Below are 20,578 nucleotides of genomic sequence, written 5' to 3'. Positions count from 1 at the left end.
GAAATTAATACACAAAAATTCAGCAACGGCCCGCGGTTTTCCTTAAAATACACAAATTCTCACAGTATTTAATATCGAAATATTAATTCACCGTTAAATATACACAAACTCTATCAATTAAAGGACGTGATGGTTGATCGGCCAGGCACAGCTTGCCCACCGCAACTGATCCGGTCGGACGCGCCCGAGGTCAACGGCGGAACACCCTGCAATCCCGCCCCGCCTGCGAGGGTTTAAACGCTCCGGCAAACAGCTGCCTGCCGGGGGCATTCCGCCCCGGCAGGCAAGGCCTTGTGGTAAAGTCTGGCGCTGAACTTAGCTACATTTTTCACACAAGGTTACGAAGGCAGATGACAAGCAATAAGGTGAAACCGAAGGCGGAGCCGGTGGTGGAAATCCGGTCGCAGGCGCCGACCATGTCCGATGTGGCCAAATTGGCGGGCGTCTCGCCGATGACGGTGTCGCGCGTGATGAACGGCGATACCAATGTCCGCGACAAGACCCGGCAACGCGTCGACGCGGCGGTGGCCGCGCTGAACTACGTCCCCAACCAGGCCGCACGCCGGCTTGCCGGCTCGCGCCCGATACGGGTTGGTTTCCTTTACAGCAATCCCAGCGCCGGCTACCTGAGCGAATTCCTGGTCGGCCTGCTGAACCAGGCCAGTCCCAACAACGTCCAGCTGGTGGTGGAAAAGTGCGAGGCCGACGAGCACGGCATCGAGCAGGCGCGCCGCCTGATCGCCAACGGCGTCGACGGCATCATCCTGCCGCCGCCGCTGTGCGACACCCCGAACCTGATCGACCTGATCGTCGCCTCCGGCACGCCGGCCGTGACGGTGGCCTGCGGCCAGCCGGACGCCCGCGTCGGCGGCGTCAGCATCGACGACTTCAGCGCCGCCCATGCGATGACCTGCCACCTGGTGTCGCTGGGCCACCAGCGCATCGGCTTCGTCATCGGCCATCCGAACCAGACCGCCAGCGCGCGCCGGCTGGCCGGCTTCAAGGCCGCCATCGCCGAGAAAAACATCCCCAGTTCGCCGGAGCTGATCGTGCAGGGCATGTTCACCTACCGTTCCGGCCTGGACGCGGCCGAAGTGCTGCTGGGCCTGGAGCAGCGCCCGACCGCCGTTTTCGCCAGCAACGACGACATGGCCGCCGCCGTGGTGGCGATCGCCCACCGACTGGGGCTGGACGTGCCGGGCGACCTGACGGTGGCCGGCTTCGATGACACCGCGCTGGCCAGCACCATCTGGCCGGAGCTGACCACGGTGCGCCAGCCGATCACCGATATGGCGGCAGAGGCGGTGCAGTTCCTGGTGCACCAGATCCGCGCCAAGCGCAACGGCGAGCCGGACGCGCCCAAGCACGCGGTGATCGACTACAAACTGATACGCCGCCAATCCGACGCCGCGCCGCGCCTGCGGCCATCAACCAAGGTGGTGGCCAAGCCCCGCGCGTGACGGCTGCCTTGATCGGGTCTTGTGGATCACTTGAGCAGCAAGGCCGGCAATTCCTTGAGGAATTCATCGCGCGCCAGCACGCCGGCCGACACGTCCTGCGGCTGCGTCGCGTCCCTCTGCATCAGGTGCGCAAAGACGAAGGTGCGCGAACCTTTCGACGCCCATCCGACATACCAGCCAAAGCCGGAAGCCGCGCCGGTCTTGCCGTTGATGCGCCAGCCTGCGGGAGGCTGGCCGAACTGCGTCAGCCGGGCCGTCATGTCGTAGGCATGGGCGCTCACGCCCAGCCGGCGGTTGACGATCTTGTCCAGGAACGCGAGCTGTTCCAGCGGCGAGATCCGCAGCGAGGAACCTATCCACGACATGGTCAGTCCGTCATTTTCCGCGTCGCCCGAGACGTCGGCATTCCCGTAATTGAATTTCCGCGTGTATTCGGCGAAGCGCTGCATGCCCAGGGATTTTGTCACCTGCTGTGAATACCATACGACCGAATCGCTCATCCACTTGGCGGGATCCGTCGCTTCGCGCCAGCTGGGTCGCCAATCGACATAGCCCGGGCGGAACGGCAGCTTCGGCGTGTGCGCATCCTTGAGGAAACCGGAGTCGTAGCCCATCAGGCTGATGGCGATCTTGAAGGTCGACGCCGGCGTCACCTGGCGCTGGCAGTCGCCGCGCTGGACCAGCATCGCGCCGGTGACGGCTTCGGCAATGGCGGTGCACACTTCGGTGGCATGGACGGCTGAAGTCCAGACGAGGCTGCACAGCGCCCCCATGACCATGTGGCGAAAATTCATACTGCTGTCTCCTTGTTAAAGCGCGTCCAGTTGCGCCGGCAGATCGCGCAGGAAGGCTTGCTTGGCGCGGGGGCCGGCGGCGGCTTGCTGCCTGTCCTCCAGCACGAGGCGGGCGAACACCACCTTGCGGCTGCCCTTGGTCGCCCAGCCGACGAACCAGCCGTAGCGGTGTTTCTCGTCATCGCGGCCGTTGGCCAGCACCGGCGCGGCCGTGCCGGTTTTCCCGTGGATCTCCCAGCCGTTGGGCAGGGCATCGAGCTCGGTGAGTCGGGCCGTCATCTCATAGGCATGTTCCGACAGCGGCAGCTTGCGGTTCAACATGTTGCTGAGGAAAACCACCTGTTCAACCGGCGATATCTTCAGGCTGGAAGCTATCCACGACATCGCGAGGCCATTGTCCTTGCCGGCATCGCCGGAGACATCGCGGTTGCCGTAGTTGAGACTGTTCACGTAGCGCTGGAAGCGCTCGGCGCCCAACTGCGAGGTCACCTGCTGGGCATACCACACGGTTGAATTCCGTATCCAGCTGGTCGGGTCGGTGGTTGCGCGCCATGACGGGTTCCAGTCCGTATAGCCGGCCTTGAACGGCAGTCTCGGCGTGTGCTCGTCGCGCAGGATGCCGCTGTCGTAGCCCATCAGGCTGACGGCGATGTTGAACGTCGAGGCGGGCGTGACGCGTTCGTCGCAATGGCCGTCGTGGACCAGCCGCTTGCCGCTGTCGGCATCCGCCATCTCGGTACAGCTGAACGGCGTTTCCGTTGCCGGCAGCACGGCCTGCGCCAGCGGGGCGATGCGCCACGCGAAGGCCGGCTGGAAGGCGAGGCTGCCCGCGAACACTGCCGCCAGGCCGGCCAGCGCGGCGCATCGGGCCCATGGGCCGCGCGGCGCGGCGGGCTCGCGTATCAGGCCGATGCGGGCCGCCACGGTGCTCGCGCTGACGCCGCCGAAAGCAAGCGTGGCGTTTACCTGGCGATGCTGCAGTTTCAATTGAGCGATCAGCGCCGCCGCATAGGCTTTGCGTTCTGTCTGCGGACGGCCACGCAGCACATCGCGGTCGCAGCCCAGCTCTTGCGCCCACGAGAGCTGGGCGCGCAACAAACGCATGCAGGGGTTGAACCACAGCAGCGTTTGCAGCAGCAGGCCGACGCTCATCCATTGCAGGTCATGCCGCCGCATATGCGTCAGTTCATGCTCGACGATCATCCGTTGCTGGCCAGCCTCAAAGCTGCGCAGGTGACGCGGCAGCAGCAGGCGAGGACGGAACAGACCGAACAGCATGGGCGAGATTGGCGCGTCCACTTCGATGACCGCCAGCGCGGGCGTACCGGGCGCGGCAAAGCCGTCGTGCTGATTCAAGACGGACAGCCGGTGGCCGGCCGCGGCGAGGCCATTCAATGTCCGGCGCCCCAGCCACAATCTGGCCAGCGCATAAGCCAGGCCGAGCGGATATAGCAGCAGCCAGGCTTGCGCGCCGATGGCGAGCCAGGAGCGATAGTCCGCCTCCGTATTCGCCGCGCCGGCCGGGTTGGCGGCGGCAGCCGGCGTGCCCGTTTTGCCGGGATCGGCCAGATGCGCGGCCACATTGTCGGACAGTTCTATCGGTGGAATAAAACGCAGGCGTTCGCTGTGCGGCAGCAGGATCACCAGGAAAGCCGCCACAACCGTCGCCTGGCTCAGCAGCCACGTCGAGCGTTGCAGGGAAAACTCGGGCAGGCGGCGGCGGAAAGCAACCAGCAACGCCCACACGACCAGTCCCACGGCCACAGAGCCGCAGCTGGCCAGCAGGAAGCGTAAAGCCAGCAGGTCGGATGGCGTCATTTGGCGCCGTCCTCGCCGGTGGGCCAGTCGTTCAGCAACTGCTCGAGCTGCGCCAGCTCATCCTCGTCGACGAGCTTGCTGCCGGTGAACATATTGGCCGGCAAAGGCGCATCCATCTCCATCACTCGCTTGCTGAAGTCGCGCGCGAACGCGGCCAGCGTGCCGACCTTCTCAAGCGCCGCCTCATATACCTGCACACCGTGCAGCGTGCGCTGCCTTACCGAGCCCTTGTCCAGCATGCGCTCCAGGGTCTTGCGCGTGGACGAGTACGACCAGCCCAGCTCCTCCTCGACCTGCTCGTGGATTTCGCGGGCGCTGAGCGGCTGCTGCCGCCATAAGGCCTTCAACAGAGTAAGCTCGGAGATCGAGGGGATGGCCATTTAAGTTCCTTTGCGATACACGTCGCCATTGTGCGACATATGTCACAAATAATCAAGGATGGCATTATCCGAATGTTTCCCCGGAAAAATAGAGACGCTATGACCAAACTCGCAATTGCGTGCATGCTGTCCCTCGCGCTGACGCTGCCGGCGGCGGCCCAACAGGAGCCCCGTACGGACTCCGGCCTGTCGATGAAGACCTGGACGCCGGACAACGGCAACGGCAGCTATACCAATCCCCTCTTCTACGACGAGCTGGCCGACCCGGACCTGATACGGGTAAACGAATGGTTCTATCTCACCGGCGCCACCATGCACGCGATGCCCGGGCTGCCGCTGTTGCGGTCGCGGGACCTGGTCAACTGGGAATTCCTCGGCTATGCCGCCGGCGAGCTGGATCTCGGGCCGAGCTACCGGCTGGAGCGCGGCAGGAACGTCTACGGCCAGGGCATCTGGGCGCCCAGCCTGCGCCACCACAACGGCGTGTTCTATATCTTCGCCAACGTGAACGGTCGCGGCACCTGGATGTATTCCGCCATCAATCCGAAAGGACCGTGGACGCACTGGAAAATGAAGCGCAGCCTGCAAGACCTGTCGGTATTGTTCGACGACGACGGCAAGGCTTATGCTGTCTGGGGCCTCCAGCAACTGCGCATCGCGCAATTGACCAATGACCTGAGCGATATCGTGCCGGACACGGAACGCGAGCTGTTCACCAAGGCCGACGGCATGGGCGGAAACGCGCACTTCTACAAGGTCAACGGCAAGTACTACATCGTCAGCGCCAATGATGCGGGCGGCACCATGCCGGCTGCGCGCGCCGACCATGTCTACGGACCGTACGAAGTAAACCCGGCGATCAGCAAGGAGGAAGGTTTCGGCATGGCCGGCGGCTACCGGCTGAAGAACAGGCAGTATCCGTTCGAAGTCGTGCCGCCCAGTCCAGCGTCGCGCGCCATGACGGCCATGCACCAGGGCGGCATCGTGCCGACCGAGGCCGGCGAATGGTGGGGCTTTTCAATGATGGACTACAACTCGGCGGGCCACCTGCTCAGTTTGTCGCCGGTGACCTGGCAGGACGGCTGGCCCTACTTCGGCCTGCCGGGCAACGTGGGACACAGTCCGCGCACCTGGGTCAAGCCGCGCACAGCGCAAGCGCAGCAGATCGCGGCGCCGTTCGTGCGCAGCGACGATTTTTCCGAGCCCGCGCTCAAGCCCGTCTGGCAGTGGAACCATGCGCCGGTTGAAGACAAGTGGTCGCTGAGCGAACGCCCGGGCTTCCTGCGCCTGCGCTCGATGCAGGCGGCGTCGTTCTGGGAAGCGCGCAACTCGCTGACGCAACGGGCAATCGGGCCGGTGTCCGTGCCGACGGCGGCGCTGGACGCATCCGGGCTGCTGGAAAACGACGTGGCCGGCCTCGGCCTGCTGAACCTGCCGTATGCCACGCTGGCGGTGGAAAAGAAGAATGGCAAGCTCGCCTTGGTGCTGTTCGATCAGGCACGCAACCAGTCCACGCGCATCGGTATCACCGCCACGCGCGTGTGGCTGCGCGCCGAATGCGACTTCCGGACCGAGAAGGCACGCTTCAGCTATTCGTTCGACGGCGAGCGCTTCCAGCCCATCGGGCAGGAATTCACGATGATCTACCAGCCCGTCACCTCGCAGGGCGTGCGCTACGCACTGTTCAACTACAACACGGGCAAGCAGAACGGCGGCGCCGCCGACTTCGCCAGCTTCGAGGTCTACCAGCCCTACCCTCACGGTTTGACGCGGCCCATTCCGTATGGCCAGGTGATACAGCTCGCTTCCTTCAGGGGCTCGGCCGGGCTGGCCGCGCGCGGAGAAGCGCTCGTCAACGCGGCGCCGACGCCGTTCACGATATTGGATCTGGGCCTGGGCCGGGCGGCGCTCCAGTCCGGCAACAGTTATGTGACCATCGCGGCCGACGGCAGCGCCGCGCTGCAACCCGCCCAGTCCGGCGTGACGCAAGCTTTCCAGTGGATAGAGACGCCGACGGGCGAGCTGGTGCTGATGTCGCTACTGACCAACCGCTTCCTGCGGATCGACCCGCGGACCGGCGCCGTCCGCGCCGACGCCCCCGGTCCGCTGCCCGACGGCAGCGACGGCGCCCGCTTCATCTGGTCCAAAAAATAATCAGGGAGGCGTTGTGCGCTTAGGCTCCCACAGCTCGATCTTGTTCCCCTCGGGATCGAGAACCCATGCGAAGCGGCCGTTCGCATCGTCGGCGCGCTTCAGGATGGCGACGCCTTTCGTGCCCAGGCGCGCGAGAAACGCATCCATATCGTCGACCGCGTAGTTGATCATGAACTCGCTGGTCGACGGCGCGAAGTAGTTGGTCGTGGCGGGGAAGGCATTCCAGATCAGCGCCGGAGGATGGTTGGGCGCATCGTAGCGCAGCTTCGCGCCGCCCCACACTTCCAGCGGCATGCCCAGCACATCGCGATACCACGCCGCCAGCGCCTTGGGATCCTTGGCCTTGAAGAATATGCCGCCCACACCGGTAATGTGCCCGGCGGGTTCCGCAGACGCAGAGACGCCCGGACCTGCCATCATGAGCACGCCCAGGCACAGCACCGCTATTGCTCGTATTTTCATCGTTGCTCCTTGCAGTTATCGATCATGGCTCAGGCGATAGCCCGTATCTCCACCCCGTCCATCGCGTAGCGGGCATACAGGAAGTCGCGTATGCCAACGACGTGGTCGCCGGCAAATTCCAGCGCCACGAAATACGCCGGCGCATCAAGCGATACGTTGCGGTCAAACACCAGCATCGCGGCGCGGCCGTCAACCACCGCCGGCGAGAATACCCATTGCACGGCAATGGCGTAGGCGCCGAAGTATTCGCCGACTTCGCTCTTGCCGTTGCGCCGCAGCTTGGTCACGAGCTCAAGTCTGACGTCATCGGCCAGCATGGCGCGTACCGTGTCGAAATCACCGGTCTTGAATCCCTCCACATAGGCAAGCAGCCGGGCGCTGACGGCGCCGTCGATACCGGGCGGTGCCGGTTCGACGGATTCGCCGGCCACCACGCGCAGCCGCTCACGTCCCCGCTGCAGCGCCGATTTGACGGCCGGCTCGCTGGATGCGGTGATCAGCGCCGCCTCCCCCAGCGAATGGCCCAGCACGTCCTTCAAAATCACCGCGCTTCGCTGCAGCGCCGGCAGCCGCATGAAACTGCGCAGGCAGGTCGCGGCAATCTCGGGATCTGGAACTTCGGGAGACGCCAATGTGGCAAGCTCGCCTTCGTCCTCCATCACCGGCGTGCGTGCGCGGTGCCGCAGGAAATCCAGCGACGCGTTGTGGGCGATTCGATAAAGCCAGGCCTGGGGGTTGTCCAGTCCGTCAAAGGAAGCACGCGCGGCAAATGCTTTCACGAGCGTATCCTGGACGATGTCTTCGCCATCGACCACGGACCCGGTCATGCGGGCGCAATAGCGATGAAGCCTGGGCCGCATCTCACCGAGCAGTTTTTCAAAATCCTGCGCCACATCGTTCATTGCTGGCCGCCTCCACGTCCGTCGATACCGGGTACGAGTTTATCAAACTATCAAGCCCTGGCCGCCTCGACGACTTCACCCATGATGGGGTCGATCGTGGCGAGTGCGGCGAGCTTGGGGTAGTAGGCGACCATTCTGGAGTCGGTTCGCATCGTTTCGACCGCCGCGACGTCACGCCATTGGGAATGGATGACGATGCGCGTTCCGTCCGCACTCGCGATCAAGTCGGTGGCAATCCACCCGTCCAACGTACGGATCACCGTGTTGATATTGTCGCGCAACATGTCCAGCACCTGGCGCTGGTTGGCGGGGTCGATGGTCAGGGGAATCATCAAGGTTGTCATAGTTCGTCTCCGGTCGGGCAGGCCCGCCAATCGGGCCTGTTATGTGTAAGACGACGAAGCGGGGCAAAACGGATCGGTCCGAAGAAAAAATCGTTAACGAAATTGATACTCAGCTCAAGGTCCGAGTATGAAAGTTCATACTCGGGCACCGGCGCCTGGCCCCGTCCATTTCAAAAAAACCTCATGTAATCAATGGTTTGGTTCAATGGCCCGGCTTGCCATTCCCGTGGCACAGATAGTGCTAACTCTGTTGTGAAAAGGATATTCGATGGTGGTCATCCGCGTCGAATCGCTTTTTACTATAAATAAAACGGAGACAAAGACAATGAACAAAGTAATTCCCGCCCGAACGCGCAGACCGGCTTCTTGACGCAAGCGCCGGCAGCGCCACTCCATCGCTAATTTCACGGCTGACCGAGTCCGGACCTTGCTCCCGCAGGTCCGGCGGGTATCGCCGCACCCTCGATTTTCAGGGCGCGGCGTTCCAGTGCCCGGTCGCGTAGTTGCACCTATCGCACAATCTTATTGGATCGTTTATGAAAACATCATTAGTAGCTGGGCTCTTGCTCGCCTCCGCAGCCGGCGCCGCCTCGGCGCAATCTGGCGTCACCGTCTACGGCATACTGGACGCTGGCATCGCCCGCGAAACCGGGGGCGCCGATGGCGCGGTCACCAAGCTGGCCACTGGCGTGCAGTCCGGCAGCCGGCTGGGCTTCAAGGGGCAGGAGGACCTGGGCAATGGCATGAACGCCCACTTCGTGTTGGAGAACGGGCTGGATCTCGACACCGGCAAGGCGCGCCAGAACGGCGCCTTATTCGGCCGCCATGCCTATGTCGGCCTGACGACCAGCGCCGGTACCGTCAACCTGGGCCGTCAATGCAACCCGATCTTCATCGCGCTGGACGGCATCGACCCCTTTGAAACCGGCTTTACCGGCGCCGCCACCAACCTGATGAGCATCGGCACGGCACGTACCAATAACACCGTCAGCTATGCAACGCCTAGGCTGAATGGCCTGTCGGCCACCGTGATGGTTGGTTTTGGCGAACAGGCCGGCGATAGCACCTTGGGCCGTACCATCGCTTTTTCCATCGACTACGCCTCAGGCCCGTTGGTAGGAACCCTGGCATATGACAGCCTGAAGATCACTTCTTTCAATACGATGAAAGAGGTCCTGCTGGGCACCAGCTACAACTTCGGCCCCGCGACTGTGCACGCCGCGTTTGAAACCGAAAAGAACGACGTCGGCGGCGATTTCCGCGACTTCCTGCTGGGTGCCTCAGTGCCGCTCGGACAGGGCAAGCTGCTGGCCTCGTATGTGAAAAAACAGGACCGTTCCGCGACCCAGCGGGGCGGAAGACAGTTTGCGGTGGGCTATACCTACACGCTTTCCAAACGCACCAACCTCTACAGTTCATTCGGCAGCATCCGCAACGAACTGGCCGCCACCAACGTGGTGGGCGATGCCTCCAGCGGCGGCAGCGCGCCGGCTGCTGGAGATGGATCGCGAGCACTGTCGGTCGGGATCCGGCATAAGTTCTGACATCCCGGCGAATAAAACCCATAAAGCACCACCGGGGTTTGGCCCCTTTCGGGATCAGGCCCTATCCATCCCCCTTAACTCTCTTGGAGACTCTATGTTCGTTCCTATTTCCTCCCGTCTGTTGTCCGCGCTGTGCGCCCTGGCGCTGCTGGCCGGGTCCGTTCCAGCGGTCCGCGCCGCCGACGCCGCGCCATCGGCCCATGTGACCATCCTGGCCACCGGCGGCACCATCGCCGGCAGCGGAGCCACCAGTACCACCACGGTCGGCTACACGGCCGCCACCGTCGGCGTGGACCGCCTGATCGCCGCCGTGCCGGAACTGGCCAAGGTGGCGCAAGTCAAGGGCGAGCAAGTGTTCCAGATCGCCAGCGAAAACATGAGCAACGAACACTGGCTGGTGCTGGCCAAGCGCGTCAACACGCTGCTGGCGCAGCCGGACGTCGACGGCATCGTCATCACCCACGGCACCGACACGCTGGAAGAGACCGCCTACTTCCTCGACATGGTGGTGAAGAGCCACAAGCCGGTGGTGCTGGTCGGCGCGATGCGCCCGGGCACCGCGCTGTCGGCGGACGGCCCGATCAACCTGTATAACGCGGTGCTGCTGGCGGCCAGCAAGGAAGCCATCGGCAAGGGCGTGCTGGTGGCTTTGAACGACCAGATCCAGGGCGCGCGCGACGTCACCAAGACCAACACCTCGACCCTGGACAGCTTCAAGACGCCGGAGCTGGGCATGCTGGGCTACATCCAGGGCAACAAGGCTTACTTCTACCATGCGTCGACCCGCAAGCACACGACCGACACCGAGTTTGACATCGGCAAGCTGGACGCGCTGCCGCAGGTCGACATCGTCTATGGCTACGCCAACGTCAGCCCGGTCGCGCTGAATGCGCTGGTGGCGGCTGGCGCCAAGGGCATCATCCACGCCGGCGTCGGCGACGGCAGCCTGGCGTCCAAGGTCTTGCCTTCGCTGACCGCGGCCCGCAAGCAAGGCGTGCTGATCGTGCGCTCGGCCCGCGTCGGCCAGGGCATCGTGGCCCGCAACGGCGAAGCCAACGACGACGAGCTGGACTTCGTGGTCTCCGATACGTTGAGCCCGCAAAAGGCGCGCATCCTACTGATGCTGGCGCTGACCAAGACCAGCGACAGCAAGGAAATCCAGCGCATGTTCTACACCTACTAAGTCATCGTTGATGATGGGGAAAAGTCGAACTTGCCCCACGAGCTTTAGCAACGGCGAGTACTTACCCCATCAATCCCAAAGCCACAATTTTGACAAAAAAAACCCGCCAACTGGGGCGGGTTAAATCCAATCCTTGGAGGGAGTTGGAGGAGACAGAGAAATTATGCTGCGCCGCGCCATATTTCGCCAATCATCATTTGTAATGAGATGTATCACTGATGCGCATGGCTTCACCATTCGCCTTTCAAAGCATCTATCGGGGGTTTAGTCCTCCAGCACTTTTTGTCCATTCGTCTAACAGCTCTGCACGGGAAAAATGTTGGCGGGAATCAACGCTATTGAGACTCTGGCGAAGCGGCAGGCAGATCAAGGCTAAGTCCGAGCCTATGTACGATCAATGCAGCACGACTGTGCCAACAATCCTTTTACAACGCCTGATGACAGAATGCTCGGCACGATTTTGTGCACAGTGAGTGTGCCGAAATATGCGAATTAACGCATCACATTGCGAACCAATGTAAAGGTTAAGTATTTGATTTATATGGAAAATTTTGGTGCGGCTGGCGGGGATCGAACCCACGACCCTTGGCTTCGGAGGCCAATACTCTATCCACTGAGCTACAGCCGCACGGAGGGGAATTTCTGAAGTGTGCCGTAGGATACCGTTTTTATCGACACCCGTCCATGGAAAGTGTCGTTTTGAGCATCTTAGCGTTTCCATGAAGGCATTTTTACGTCTATAATCGCCCGTTTGGTGAAGGTTTTACTAGGCAGCTGGCTGATCAATTTTTCGCACGCCACCCGGCTTCGAATTTAGTCTGTTAAGGAAATCATGAGCGACGCACACAACGAACACGAATCCGCCATCCGCACGCCCAAGCAGCTCGTTGCTGCGGTGATTGGCTTCTTTGGGGTTACAGTTATCGGTATTATCCTGCTGGTGCAGTTCGTCACCGCAGACAAATTGACCGGCCGTGGCTCGAACAGCCAGGCTCCTGAAGAAGTCGCCGCCCGTATCGCTCCTGTCGCCGACACCGGCTTCACGCTGAAAGACGCGAACGCACCAAAAGTGCTGCAGTCCGGCGAAGCCATCTACACCTCGACCTGCGCAGCCTGCCACGGCAGCGGTGCCGCCGGCGCTCCGAAGTTCGGCGACGCCGGTGCATGGACTGCCCGCATCGCCCAAGGTTACGACACCCTGCTCAAGCACGCTGTTGAAGGTATCCGCGCCATGCCGGCCAAAGGCGGCAATCCGGACCTGGACGACGTCGAAGTGGCCCGCGCCGTGGTCTACATGGCCAACAAAGGCGGCGCCAAGTTCAAGGAACCTGAAGTGCCGGCGCCAGCCGCCGCTCCTGCGGCAGCTTCCGCTCCAGCCGCATCGGCTCCAGCCAAGTAAGCTTCCGCTGCTCCTGAAGAACCGGCCTCCATGGCCGGTTTTTTTATTTGCGGCCGGACGCGATCTGGTATTTCTTCAGCTTGTCGTAGAGGGTTTTGCGCGGAACCATCAGCTGATCCGCCGCCAGCGCGACATTGCCGTCCACCGCGGCCAGCGCCTGCACGATCAGCTCGCGCTCGTGATGGTCGACCTGCTGCGGCAGCGACAAGGGCTCGCCGGCGGCCGCCGCAGCCGTCCCCAGCCCTAGTCCCAGCACCAGCCGTTCGGCGAAGTTGCGCAGCTCGCGCACGTTGCCCGGCCATTCCGCCGCCTGCCATTGCGCCATCTGCTGCGGACTCCACTCCGGCAGCGGCCGATGGTAGCGGGCGGCCGCGTCGGCGGCGAAGTGGGCAAGCAGCAAAGGAATGTCGTCGCGCCGGTCGCGCAAGCGCGGCAGGTCGATGCTGACCACGCCGATGCGGTAGTACAAATCCTCGCGGAACTGGCCTTGCGCGCTCAGCTGCAGCAGGTCGACCTTGGTTGCCGCGACGATCGTGCATTCCAGCGCGACCGATTCGTTGGCTCCCAGGCGTTCCAGCCGGCGCTCCTGCAGCACGCGCAGCAGCTTGACCTGCAAGGCCATCGGCATGCTTTCGATTTCGTCGAGGAACACGGTGCCGCCATGCGCGAACTCCAGCTTGCCGATGCGGCGCTTTTGCGCACCGGTAAAGGCGCCCGCTTCGTGGCCGAAGATTTCGCTTTCAAACACCGATTCCGGCAGCGCGCCGCAGTTGATGGCGACGAAGTTGCCCTTGCGTCCGCTGGCCGCGTGCAGCAGCCGCGCCACCACTTCCTTGCCGGTGCCGGTTTGGCCGTTGATCAGCACGTCGACGCCGGCCGGCGCGACGTTGCGTATCATGACTTTCAACTGCTCGATGGCAGCGGAGCGGCCGACCAGGTCCGGCATGTCCGGATGCCGGGCGCGGGCCGTGCGCAGCTGGCGGTTTTCCAGCACCAGCCGGCGCCGTTCCTGCGCGCGGCGCACCGCCTCCAGCAGGCGCTCGGTGGCGAACGGTTTTTCGATGAAGTCATAGGCGCCGCTGCGCATCGCGGCCACCGCCATCTCGACGTCGCCGTGGCCGGTGACGACGATGACCGGCAATTCCGCGTCCAGCGCGGCGACCTGCGCCAGCAGGTCGAGCCCGGAGCGGCCAGGCAGGCGCACGTCGGTAACCACCACGCCGGGATAATCGGCGCGCAGCAGCGGCTGCGCTTCCTCGGCGCTGGCGACGGCCTGCACGCTGAAGCCGCCCAGCTCCAGCGTCTGGCTGGTGGCGAGGCGCAGCGCGGCTTCGTCTTCGATCAGGATAGCCTGCACTTCATGCTCCTTCTTGTTGTAGCGGCAGGCGCAGCTCGAAGCACGCGCCGCCCCCGGCTTGATTATGCGCCGCCAGCCGGCCGTTCATGGCCTGCACGATGGACGACGAGATCGCCAGTCCCAAGCCCAGCCCTTTGCCGGAAGGCTTGGTGGTGAAAAACGGTTCAAACAAATGCGCCACCACCTGCTCGGAGATGCCGGCGCCGCTGTCGCTGATGCTGACCAGCGCGCAACCGCCTTCGCGTTCGAGGCGGATGGCGACTTCGCGGCGCTCGGCGCTTTCCACCGCATCCAGCGCGTTGCGCAGCAGGTTGATCAGCACTTGCTCGATGCGCACGCTGTCGCCGGTCACCTTGATGCCGTCCGCCGCCGCGATCTCCAGCGTGACGGCGTGGCGGCGGAACTCGCTCTCCAGCAGAAAGGCGGAGGCCCGCACCGAGGCCGCCAGGTCGACCGTGGCGACCGTCTCGTCCTTGCGGGCGAAGCCTTTCAGCTGGCCGATGATGGCGCCCATGCGCGCGCTGGCCTCGCTGATGTGGCCCAGGTTGCCCGCCACCTGCTCGCCCTGCCCCCGCTCCAGGAAGATGCGGGCGTTGTCGGCAAAGGCGCGGATCGCGGCCAGCGGCTGGTTCAGTTCGTGGGTGATGCCGGTCGCCATCTGGCCCAGCATCGCCAGCTTGCCGGCCTGGACCAGCTCGTTTTGCGTGGAGCGCAGCAGGTGTTCGGTTTCCTGCAGCTTGGCGTATTTGCTTTCCAGGTGCTGATTGGTGGTGCGCAGCTGCAGCGTGCGCTCGACGATCTTGTCGTCCAGTTCGGCGGCGGCTTTTTGCAGCGCGGCGCGCGAGGCCATGCGTTCTTCCAGCCGGCGCCGGCGCTGATGCAAAGCCCAGACCGACACCACGGCGCAGGCCAGCAACAGGGTCGCCGCTGACGCCCACTGCGCGCCGGTGCGCAGCACGCGGGCCTGGCCGGGGAACAGCATCAGCTGCCAGCCCAGCTGGCCGACCGCCTGCGTGACGAACAGGTCGGGATGGCCGCTCAGCGGCGTCACCTTCTGGCCCATGTATTGCTGCGTGTGCGCCAGTTGCCGCTCGGTGGCGGCATCCAGCTTGTTCAGGCTGCGGTAAATCCAGTCGGGACGGTTGCTGAGGAAAATCACGCCGGCGCTGTCGGCCAGCACGATGGCGTCGTCGCTGCTGCGCCAGGTGCTTTCGAAATCGGCCAGGCTGATCTTGACGGCGACCACGCCGGTGACGGGGCCGCCGGCCGTGCCGTTGCGGTATACGGGCTGGGCGATGAAGTAGCCGGCCTCGCTGGTGCTGGTGCCGATGCCGTAGAAGCGCCCCGCCCTGCCATGCAGAGCGGCGTCGAAGTAGGGACGATAGGAAAAGTTTTTGCCGACAAAGCCCAGCGGCTGGTCCCAGTTGCTGGCGCCTATGGTCAGGCCGTCGCGGTCCATCACGTAGATGGCGCCGACCTTGGCCTGCTGCTGGATGGTCTGCAGCGTGCTGTTGAGGCGGGTGATCGCTTGCGCGTCGGACGGGTGCGCCAGCGCCACGATCAAGTCGGGCTGGAAGCCCAGCACGAAAGGCAGCGTCTCATATTTTTGCAGCAGCGACTGCAGGTCCGGCGCCATCAGCTGCAACTGGCGCTGGCCCTGCTGCCGCAGTTCCTCTCGGGCGCGCCAGGTGCCTGCCAGATACGATCCGGCAATCACGCCCAGCGCGCACACGAGTGCGAACAGCAATAGCAGGGATTTTTGGGCGCGCATACGCAGATTCTACTGCACCGTGCGGACGCGGCCTTAATCCACCGCCGCCATGCGCATCTCGTCGTTGTGATGGCGCTGCTGTTCCTCCATCACCAGCTGGCCCAGTTCGCGTTTCAGCGCGTTGAACTCGGCGGCGGCCGGGTCGCGCAGGCGCGGCAGGTCCACCATCAGGTCGCGCTTGACGGTGCCGGGACGGTAGGTCATGACGACAATGCGGTCGGCCAGGTAAATCGCCTCCTCGATGCTGTGGGTGACGAAGATGATGGTCTTCTTCAGCTCGGCCCAGATGCGCAGCAATTCGTCCTGCAGGTTGCGGCGGGTCAGCGCGTCCAGCGCGCCGAACGGCTCGTCCATCAGCATGATCGGCGAGTCCAAGGCCAGCACGCGGGCGATGGCGACGCGCTGGCGCATGCCGCCGGACAGGTCTTTCGGATAGCGGTTTTTGAAATCGCTCAGCGACAGCATGCCCAGCAGCTGATCGACCTTGGCCGTGATTTCCGCCTGCGGCATGCCCTTGATCTCCAGGCCGAAGGCGATGTTTTTTTCCACCGTCATCCAGGGGAACAGCGCGTACTCCTGGAATACCATGCCACGCTCGGGGCCGGGGCCGGTCACCAGCTTTTTGTCGGCCGTGATGGTGCCCGACGATGGCAGCGAGAAACCGGCGATCGCGTTCAGCAGCGTGGACTTGCCGCAGCCCGAAGGCCCCAGCAGGCAGACGAACTGGCCTTGCGGAATGTCGAGGTTGATCTCCTTGAGGGCGATCACTTCGCGGCTGTCGGTCTTGAAGACCTTGTTGACGTCTTTGACTTCGATATGCGTCGAGTTGATGTCCATCTTCATGTCAGTTCTCCAGGCCGCGGTGCCAGCGCAGCAAATGATTGTTCAGTTTGTTCATGCCCACGTCGATGATCAGGCCCAGCATGCCGATGCTGATCATGCCGGCGATGATCTTGTCCGACCAGAAGTACTCGCGCGCCTCGAGGATGCGGAAGCCGAGGCCGTTGTTCACCGCGATCATCTCGGACACGATGACCACGATGAAGGCGGTGCCGATGCCGATGCGCACGCCGGACAGGATGTAGGGCACGGCGGCCGGCAGCATCACGCGGACAAACATCGTGCGCTGGCTGACGCCGAGGTTGCGGGCGGCGCGGATGTAGATGCCGTCCACCTGGCGCACGCCGGCGATGGTGTTGACCAGCACCGGGAAGAAGGCACCGAGCGCGATCAGGAACACGGCCGGCGCGTTGCCCAGGCCGAACCACAGGATGGCCAGCGGGATGTAGGCGATCGGCGGGATCGGGCGCAGCAGCTGCATCAGCGGATTGAACCATGCATACATGCGCTTGCTCGATCCCATCAGCAGGCCCAGCGGCAGCGCCAGTCCGGCGCCAACGGCGAAACCGACCACCACGCGGTACATGCTGCCCAAGGTGTCGCCCAGCAGTTCGCCGGACAGCGCCCAGCTCAGCCAGGATCCCGCGGCCGGATCGTAGGCGGTCAGCGGCAACAGGTATTCAAACCACTTCTGCACCACCGCCGCCGGCGATGGCAGCACCTGCGGGTTGACCCAGCCCAGCATGGCGCTGGCTTGCCACAGCGCGATGATGACGATGGGCGCAATCACGCCCGAGGCGGCTTCCCGCCAGTTTTGCTTGCTCATGATGAGTGTCTCCGCTTATTGCATGTTATTGGATGTTGAGGCTTTTCTTGGCCGCTTCCAGCAGGTCGGTCTTGACCCAGTCCTTGGCCACCGGCGCGGCGCGCATCTTGCCGGTGCCGTGCTTGGCCATCACGTCGGTGGTGACCTGGATGTGCTCGGGGGTGACGTCGTAACTGTACGGCGAGTTGCTGATGGCGTCGTCGAAATCGTCCTTGGTGATCTGGTTCTTGAAGATCACTTCGCGCACGTATTTCTCGGCGACCGGCTTGTTGTCGATGAACAGCTTGGTGGCCTGGACGAAGCAGGTCATGAACTTGGCGGCGGTGGCGCGGTGTTCCTTGTAGAATTTCTCGCTCATCACCATGGTGCGGATCGGCGCGCCGATCGGCGTGTCGTAAGGCTTCATCACTTCAACGCCGTAGCCCTTGTTGATCGCCTGCGACGATTGCGGCTCGCTTTGCATGATGGCATCGAGGTTCTTGCCCAGCAGCGCCTGGTTCAGATCGGCGAACGCCAGGAACACCAGTTGCACATCCTTGCCGGGCTGGTCGGAGACGGTCAGGCCCGCTTGCGCCAGCTCGGCGATCAGCAGCACCTCGTGGATGCCGCCGCGCGTGACGCCGACCCGCTTGCCCTTCAAATCCTTGATCGACTTGATGTTGCTGTCGGGACGGGCGACCAGCCGCGCGCCGCCCTTGGCGAAGCCGGCCACCACATAGATCGGCGCGCCGTTGGCGCGGCCGGAAATGGCGGCCTCGGAGGCGGTGGCAGCGACGTCGAGCTCGCCGGCCAGGATGGCCTGCATCACGTCCGGGCCCTTGGCGAAGACATGCTCTTCCACCTTGATGCCGCACTTGGGCGCGATTTCCTTGATATACGAGACGGCGCCGTAGTGGGCGAACTTGAGGTTGCCGAGGCGGACCACTTCCTGGGCTTGCGCGCTGGATGCGGCGGCGACGGCGAGGGTCAGGGCTAACAGACGGAACTTGGACATGCTGGTCTCCATTGTGGTTGTAGTTACCGGAGACATTGCAGCTTCCGTGCCAAGCACGGCCTGTGCTTCAAGTCATTGATTTATAAAGAATCCGCCTGCTTGGCCAAGCATGCCGGCGGCGGAAACCCGCATAAGCAAGGCCGCCTCCATGCGGAAATCCGCCAGTTATCGGCCCGTGATGTATTTCCAAAAATATTATCATGTTAATATGGTTGCATATTATCAACGCGCTTCGATGCGCCTTTACCATGTCCGCTTTCCGCTTCTCCATACGCTCCATAATCATAGCCGCCATGATCGCGGCCCTGGCCGCCTGCGGCGGTGGAGGCGGCGGCGCTCCGTCAGCGCCTGCGCCACCGGCCCCGCCACCACCGACGCTGGCCGGCATCAGCCTGCTTGCAGGTTCGATTGGCGGCGCCGGCAATATCGATGGCACAGGCACGGCAGCACGGCTGGCGTCGCAGTTCAGCGTCGCCGCAGGCGTCGATGGCACGTTCTACATAGCCGAGCGAAGCAACTACGCGATACGCAAGGTGACGCCGGCTGGCGCCGTCACGATATTTGCCGGCAATGGCAAGTTCGTCACACTGGACGGCATCGGTACCGGCGCCGGATTCTCCGACCCCGAGGCGCTGACCGTAGATGGCGCAGGCAACGTCTATGTGGTGGATGGCAGCGCGATCCGCAAGATCACGCCTGCCGGCGCGGTGACCACGCTGGCGGGAAAAGCGTCCAGCTATGGCACAAACGACGGCGCCGGCGCCGATGCAGGTTTTCACCGGCCGCAAGGAATCGCCGTCGATGATGCGGGCAATATCTACGTTGCCGACACCGGCAATGCAAGCGTGCGCAAAATTACGCCGGGCGGCGTAGTGACGACGGTGGCGGGCAAGGCCGGAGAGACGGCTATTACCGACGGACCGGTACAGTCGGCGCGCTTCAACGGCCCCAACGGGATTACGATCGACGGTGCGGGTAATATTTACGTCGTCGAGTTCGACGGCGTGTTTTATTACGTGCGCAAGGTATCTGCCGCCGGCACCGTCAGCACGCTGGCCAAGATCGCAACCGGATACACGATACCGTTGATTGACCCCGGCTCGGTCGGCCTGAGCGCCGATCGGGCAGGCAATGTTTTCCTTGCTGATGGTCTCGACAACACGGTCCGTAAGATTGCTGCGGATGGCAGCATCACCATCCTGGCCGGAGCGGCCGGTATGGCTGGCTATGTCGATGCCGCCGGCAGCGATGCGCGCTTTCAGCAACTGTGGGGCATCACAGCCGACCGTTCGGGCAATGTGTATGCCGGCGATAGCAGCGCGCTACGCAAGATCACCCCCGCTGGTATGGTAACCACGCTGGCCGGTGCGATGGAGCAAAGCGGCGCGGCTAATGGTGCCGGCGCCGGCGCCCGCTTCGGCAACCTGACCGGCATCGCCAGCGATGCCGCAGGCAATGTCATCGTCACCCAAGGCACCCTCGACGGCCACACCGTCCCGATGCACGCAATCCGCATGATCTCGCCGGCCGGTGTCGTCACCAACCTGGCGGGGTCCGCGGATAAGTCAGGCTCGACCGATGGCAACGCGACAGACGCCTTGTTCAACAATCCCACCGGCATGGCAGTGGACAGCGACCGCAACATATACGTCGCGGACAACGGCAACCACACGATCCGCAAGATCGCGGCCAACGGTACGGTCACCACGCTGGCCGGCTCCGCCGGCAAGGCAGGCAGCGACGACGGCGCCGGCGCGGCGGCCAGATTCAGCTCGCCAGCGCATCTGGCGGTCGACAGCGCGAACAACATCTACGTCGCCGACGTCGGCAGCAGAACTCTCCGCAAGATTACACCGGCGGGCATAGTCACCACGCTCGCACTGTCGTACGCTGCGAATGATGTGCCGTTGTCCGGGATCGCTGGCATCGCGGTCGACCGCAGCGGCAACCTCTACGTCAGCGATACGCGGGAAATGTATTTAGGCAGCAGCAGCACCATCCGCAAGATCACGCCGGCCGGCAATGTGACGACGCTGGCGGGAACGTATCAAGTGAACGGCGATGCGGACGGTAACGGTGCGGCGGCGAGTTTTCGCAGCGCCGCCGGCATCGCGGTGGCTACGGACGGCAATGTCTACGTGGCCGACAAGAACAACAGCCTGATCCGCCGCATCACGCCCGATGGCGTGGTCACGACCGTTGCGGGACAGCGCGGCACCCTGGGCATCTCACTGGGCAGCTTGCCGGGATCGCTTTACTTTCCCGGCAATATCAGCGCCGGCCCCAACGGCGAACTGTACGTCACGTCTGAGTACGCGGTGCTGAAACTGCGGTTCTGATGGAGAAAGCT

The 20,578-nt window shown here is 63.5% G+C and carries 17 protein-coding genes, 1 tRNA gene and 1 pseudogene; 6 read left to right on the top strand and 13 right to left on the bottom strand.

Translation table 11 applies throughout. From position 1 onward, the window contains the following. Window positions 1-350 precede the first annotated feature (350 nt). Window positions 351-1,460 carry a LacI family DNA-binding transcriptional regulator gene (locus tag ACCD07_RS06925; RefSeq protein WP_413446895.1) on the top strand — a complete coding sequence of 370 codons (1,110 nt, stop codon included), beginning with the start codon at window positions 351-353 and terminating at the stop codon, window positions 1,458-1,460. Window positions 1,461-1,486: 26 nt separating this feature from the next. Here ACCD07_RS06925 and blaOXA (ACCD07_RS06920) read toward each other — a convergent pair whose 3' ends face one another. From blaOXA (ACCD07_RS06920) to ACCD07_RS06905, 4 genes and pseudogenes are all read right to left on the bottom strand, one after another. Further along, complete coding sequence (gene blaOXA, locus ACCD07_RS06920; RefSeq protein ID WP_413446894.1) at window positions 1,487-2,254, bottom strand: class D beta-lactamase; 768 nt, start codon at window positions 2,252-2,254, stop codon at window positions 1,487-1,489. Between the two features lie 15 nt (window positions 2,255-2,269). Further along, window positions 2,270-3,091, bottom strand: a complete 822-nt coding sequence (gene blaOXA / locus ACCD07_RS06915) for a class D beta-lactamase (RefSeq protein ID WP_413446915.1) — start codon at window positions 3,089-3,091, stop codon at window positions 2,270-2,272. 135 nt (window positions 3,092-3,226) lie between these two features. Beyond that, window positions 3,227-4,072 (bottom strand): annotated as a pseudogene (locus ACCD07_RS06910) (M56 family metallopeptidase); the annotation flags it as partial. After that, the gene (locus ACCD07_RS06905; RefSeq protein ID WP_413446893.1) at window positions 4,069-4,452 is read right to left on the bottom strand and encodes a BlaI/MecI/CopY family transcriptional regulator; all 384 of its coding nucleotides are present in this window, start codon (window positions 4,450-4,452) and stop codon (window positions 4,069-4,071) included. The gene ACCD07_RS06905 and the pseudogene ACCD07_RS06910, both read right to left, overlap by 4 nt. Before the next feature lie 99 nt (window positions 4,453-4,551). On the opposite strand from ACCD07_RS06905, the gene ACCD07_RS06900 reads away from it, so the two are divergent. Continuing rightward, window positions 4,552-6,606 carry a family 43 glycosylhydrolase gene (locus ACCD07_RS06900; RefSeq protein ID WP_413446892.1) on the top strand — a complete coding sequence of 685 codons (2,055 nt, stop codon included), beginning with the start codon at window positions 4,552-4,554 and terminating at the stop codon, window positions 6,604-6,606. Here the strand turns inward: ACCD07_RS06900 and ACCD07_RS06895 are convergent, their stop codons facing one another. The 3 genes from ACCD07_RS06895 to ACCD07_RS06885 are packed head-to-tail and all read right to left on the bottom strand — an operon-like array spanning window position 6,607 to window position 8,314. Next, window positions 6,607-7,068 (bottom strand): VOC family protein, encoded by a 462-nt coding sequence (locus tag ACCD07_RS06895; protein WP_176653069.1) that lies wholly within the window; start codon window positions 7,066-7,068, stop codon window positions 6,607-6,609. It lies immediately after the preceding gene. Between the two features lie 29 nt (window positions 7,069-7,097). Continuing rightward, complete coding sequence (locus ACCD07_RS06890) at window positions 7,098-7,970, bottom strand: sigma-70 family RNA polymerase sigma factor (RefSeq protein ID WP_413446891.1); 873 nt, start codon at window positions 7,968-7,970, stop codon at window positions 7,098-7,100. A 50-nt stretch (window positions 7,971-8,020) separates the two neighbouring features. Continuing rightward, on the bottom strand, window positions 8,021-8,314 hold the full coding sequence (locus ACCD07_RS06885) for an antibiotic biosynthesis monooxygenase (protein WP_413446890.1): 294 nt from the start codon (window positions 8,312-8,314) through the stop codon (window positions 8,021-8,023). 563 nt (window positions 8,315-8,877) lie between these two features. Between ACCD07_RS06885 and ACCD07_RS06880 the strand changes: the two genes are divergently transcribed. Both ACCD07_RS06880 and ACCD07_RS06875 read left to right on the top strand, forming a co-directional pair. Next, window positions 8,878-9,858: a porin gene (locus ACCD07_RS06880; RefSeq protein ID WP_413446889.1), complete on the top strand. Its 981-nt coding sequence runs from the start codon at window positions 8,878-8,880 to the stop codon at window positions 9,856-9,858. 94 nt (window positions 9,859-9,952) lie between these two features. After that, entirely contained in the window at window positions 9,953-11,041 is a 1,089-nt protein-coding gene (locus ACCD07_RS06875) for a type II asparaginase (RefSeq protein WP_413446888.1), read from the top strand. 552 nt (window positions 11,042-11,593) lie between these two features. On the opposite strand, the gene ACCD07_RS06870 is transcribed toward ACCD07_RS06875, so the two are convergent. Beyond that, window positions 11,594-11,669 (bottom strand) — tRNA-Arg (locus tag ACCD07_RS06870). A 204-nt stretch (window positions 11,670-11,873) separates the two neighbouring features. On the opposite strand from ACCD07_RS06870, the gene ACCD07_RS06865 reads away from it, so the two are divergent. Next, window positions 11,874-12,440 carry a c-type cytochrome gene (locus tag ACCD07_RS06865; protein ID WP_413446887.1) on the top strand — a complete coding sequence of 189 codons (567 nt, stop codon included), beginning with the start codon at window positions 11,874-11,876 and terminating at the stop codon, window positions 12,438-12,440. A gap of 43 nt (window positions 12,441-12,483) precedes the next feature. Here the strand turns inward: ACCD07_RS06865 and ACCD07_RS06860 are convergent, their stop codons facing one another. The 5 genes from ACCD07_RS06860 to ACCD07_RS06840 are packed head-to-tail and all read right to left on the bottom strand — an operon-like array spanning window position 12,484 to window position 18,228. Further along, complete coding sequence (locus ACCD07_RS06860; RefSeq protein WP_413446886.1) at window positions 12,484-13,797, bottom strand: sigma-54-dependent transcriptional regulator; 1,314 nt, start codon at window positions 13,795-13,797, stop codon at window positions 12,484-12,486. 1 nt (window position 13,798) lies between these two features. Beyond that, on the bottom strand, window positions 13,799-15,568 hold the full coding sequence (locus ACCD07_RS06855; protein WP_413446885.1) for a sensor histidine kinase: 1,770 nt from the start codon (window positions 15,566-15,568) through the stop codon (window positions 13,799-13,801). A gap of 33 nt (window positions 15,569-15,601) precedes the next feature. Then, a complete protein-coding gene (locus ACCD07_RS06850) occupies window positions 15,602-16,411 on the bottom strand; it encodes an ABC transporter ATP-binding protein (protein ID WP_353401970.1) in 810 nt (269 codons plus the stop codon). A 1-nt stretch (window position 16,412) separates the two neighbouring features. Further along, window positions 16,413-17,234 carry an ABC transporter permease gene (locus tag ACCD07_RS06845; protein ID WP_413446884.1) on the bottom strand — a complete coding sequence of 274 codons (822 nt, stop codon included), beginning with the start codon at window positions 17,232-17,234 and terminating at the stop codon, window positions 16,413-16,415. 25 nt (window positions 17,235-17,259) lie between these two features. Beyond that, complete coding sequence (locus ACCD07_RS06840) at window positions 17,260-18,228, bottom strand: ABC transporter substrate-binding protein (RefSeq protein ID WP_413446883.1); 969 nt, start codon at window positions 18,226-18,228, stop codon at window positions 17,260-17,262. A 200-nt stretch (window positions 18,229-18,428) separates the two neighbouring features. Between ACCD07_RS06840 and ACCD07_RS06835 the strand changes: the two genes are divergently transcribed. Next, entirely contained in the window at window positions 18,429-20,567 is a 2,139-nt protein-coding gene (locus ACCD07_RS06835; RefSeq protein WP_413446882.1) for a hypothetical protein, read from the top strand. Window positions 20,568-20,578: the final 11 nt, after the last annotated feature.

It is taken from the genome of Duganella sp. Dugasp56 (assembly GCF_047304105.1).
Classification (GTDB): domain Bacteria; phylum Pseudomonadota; class Gammaproteobacteria; order Burkholderiales; family Burkholderiaceae_D; genus Rugamonas; species Rugamonas hordei.
This window is presented reverse-complemented; position numbering and strand designations above follow the sequence as displayed.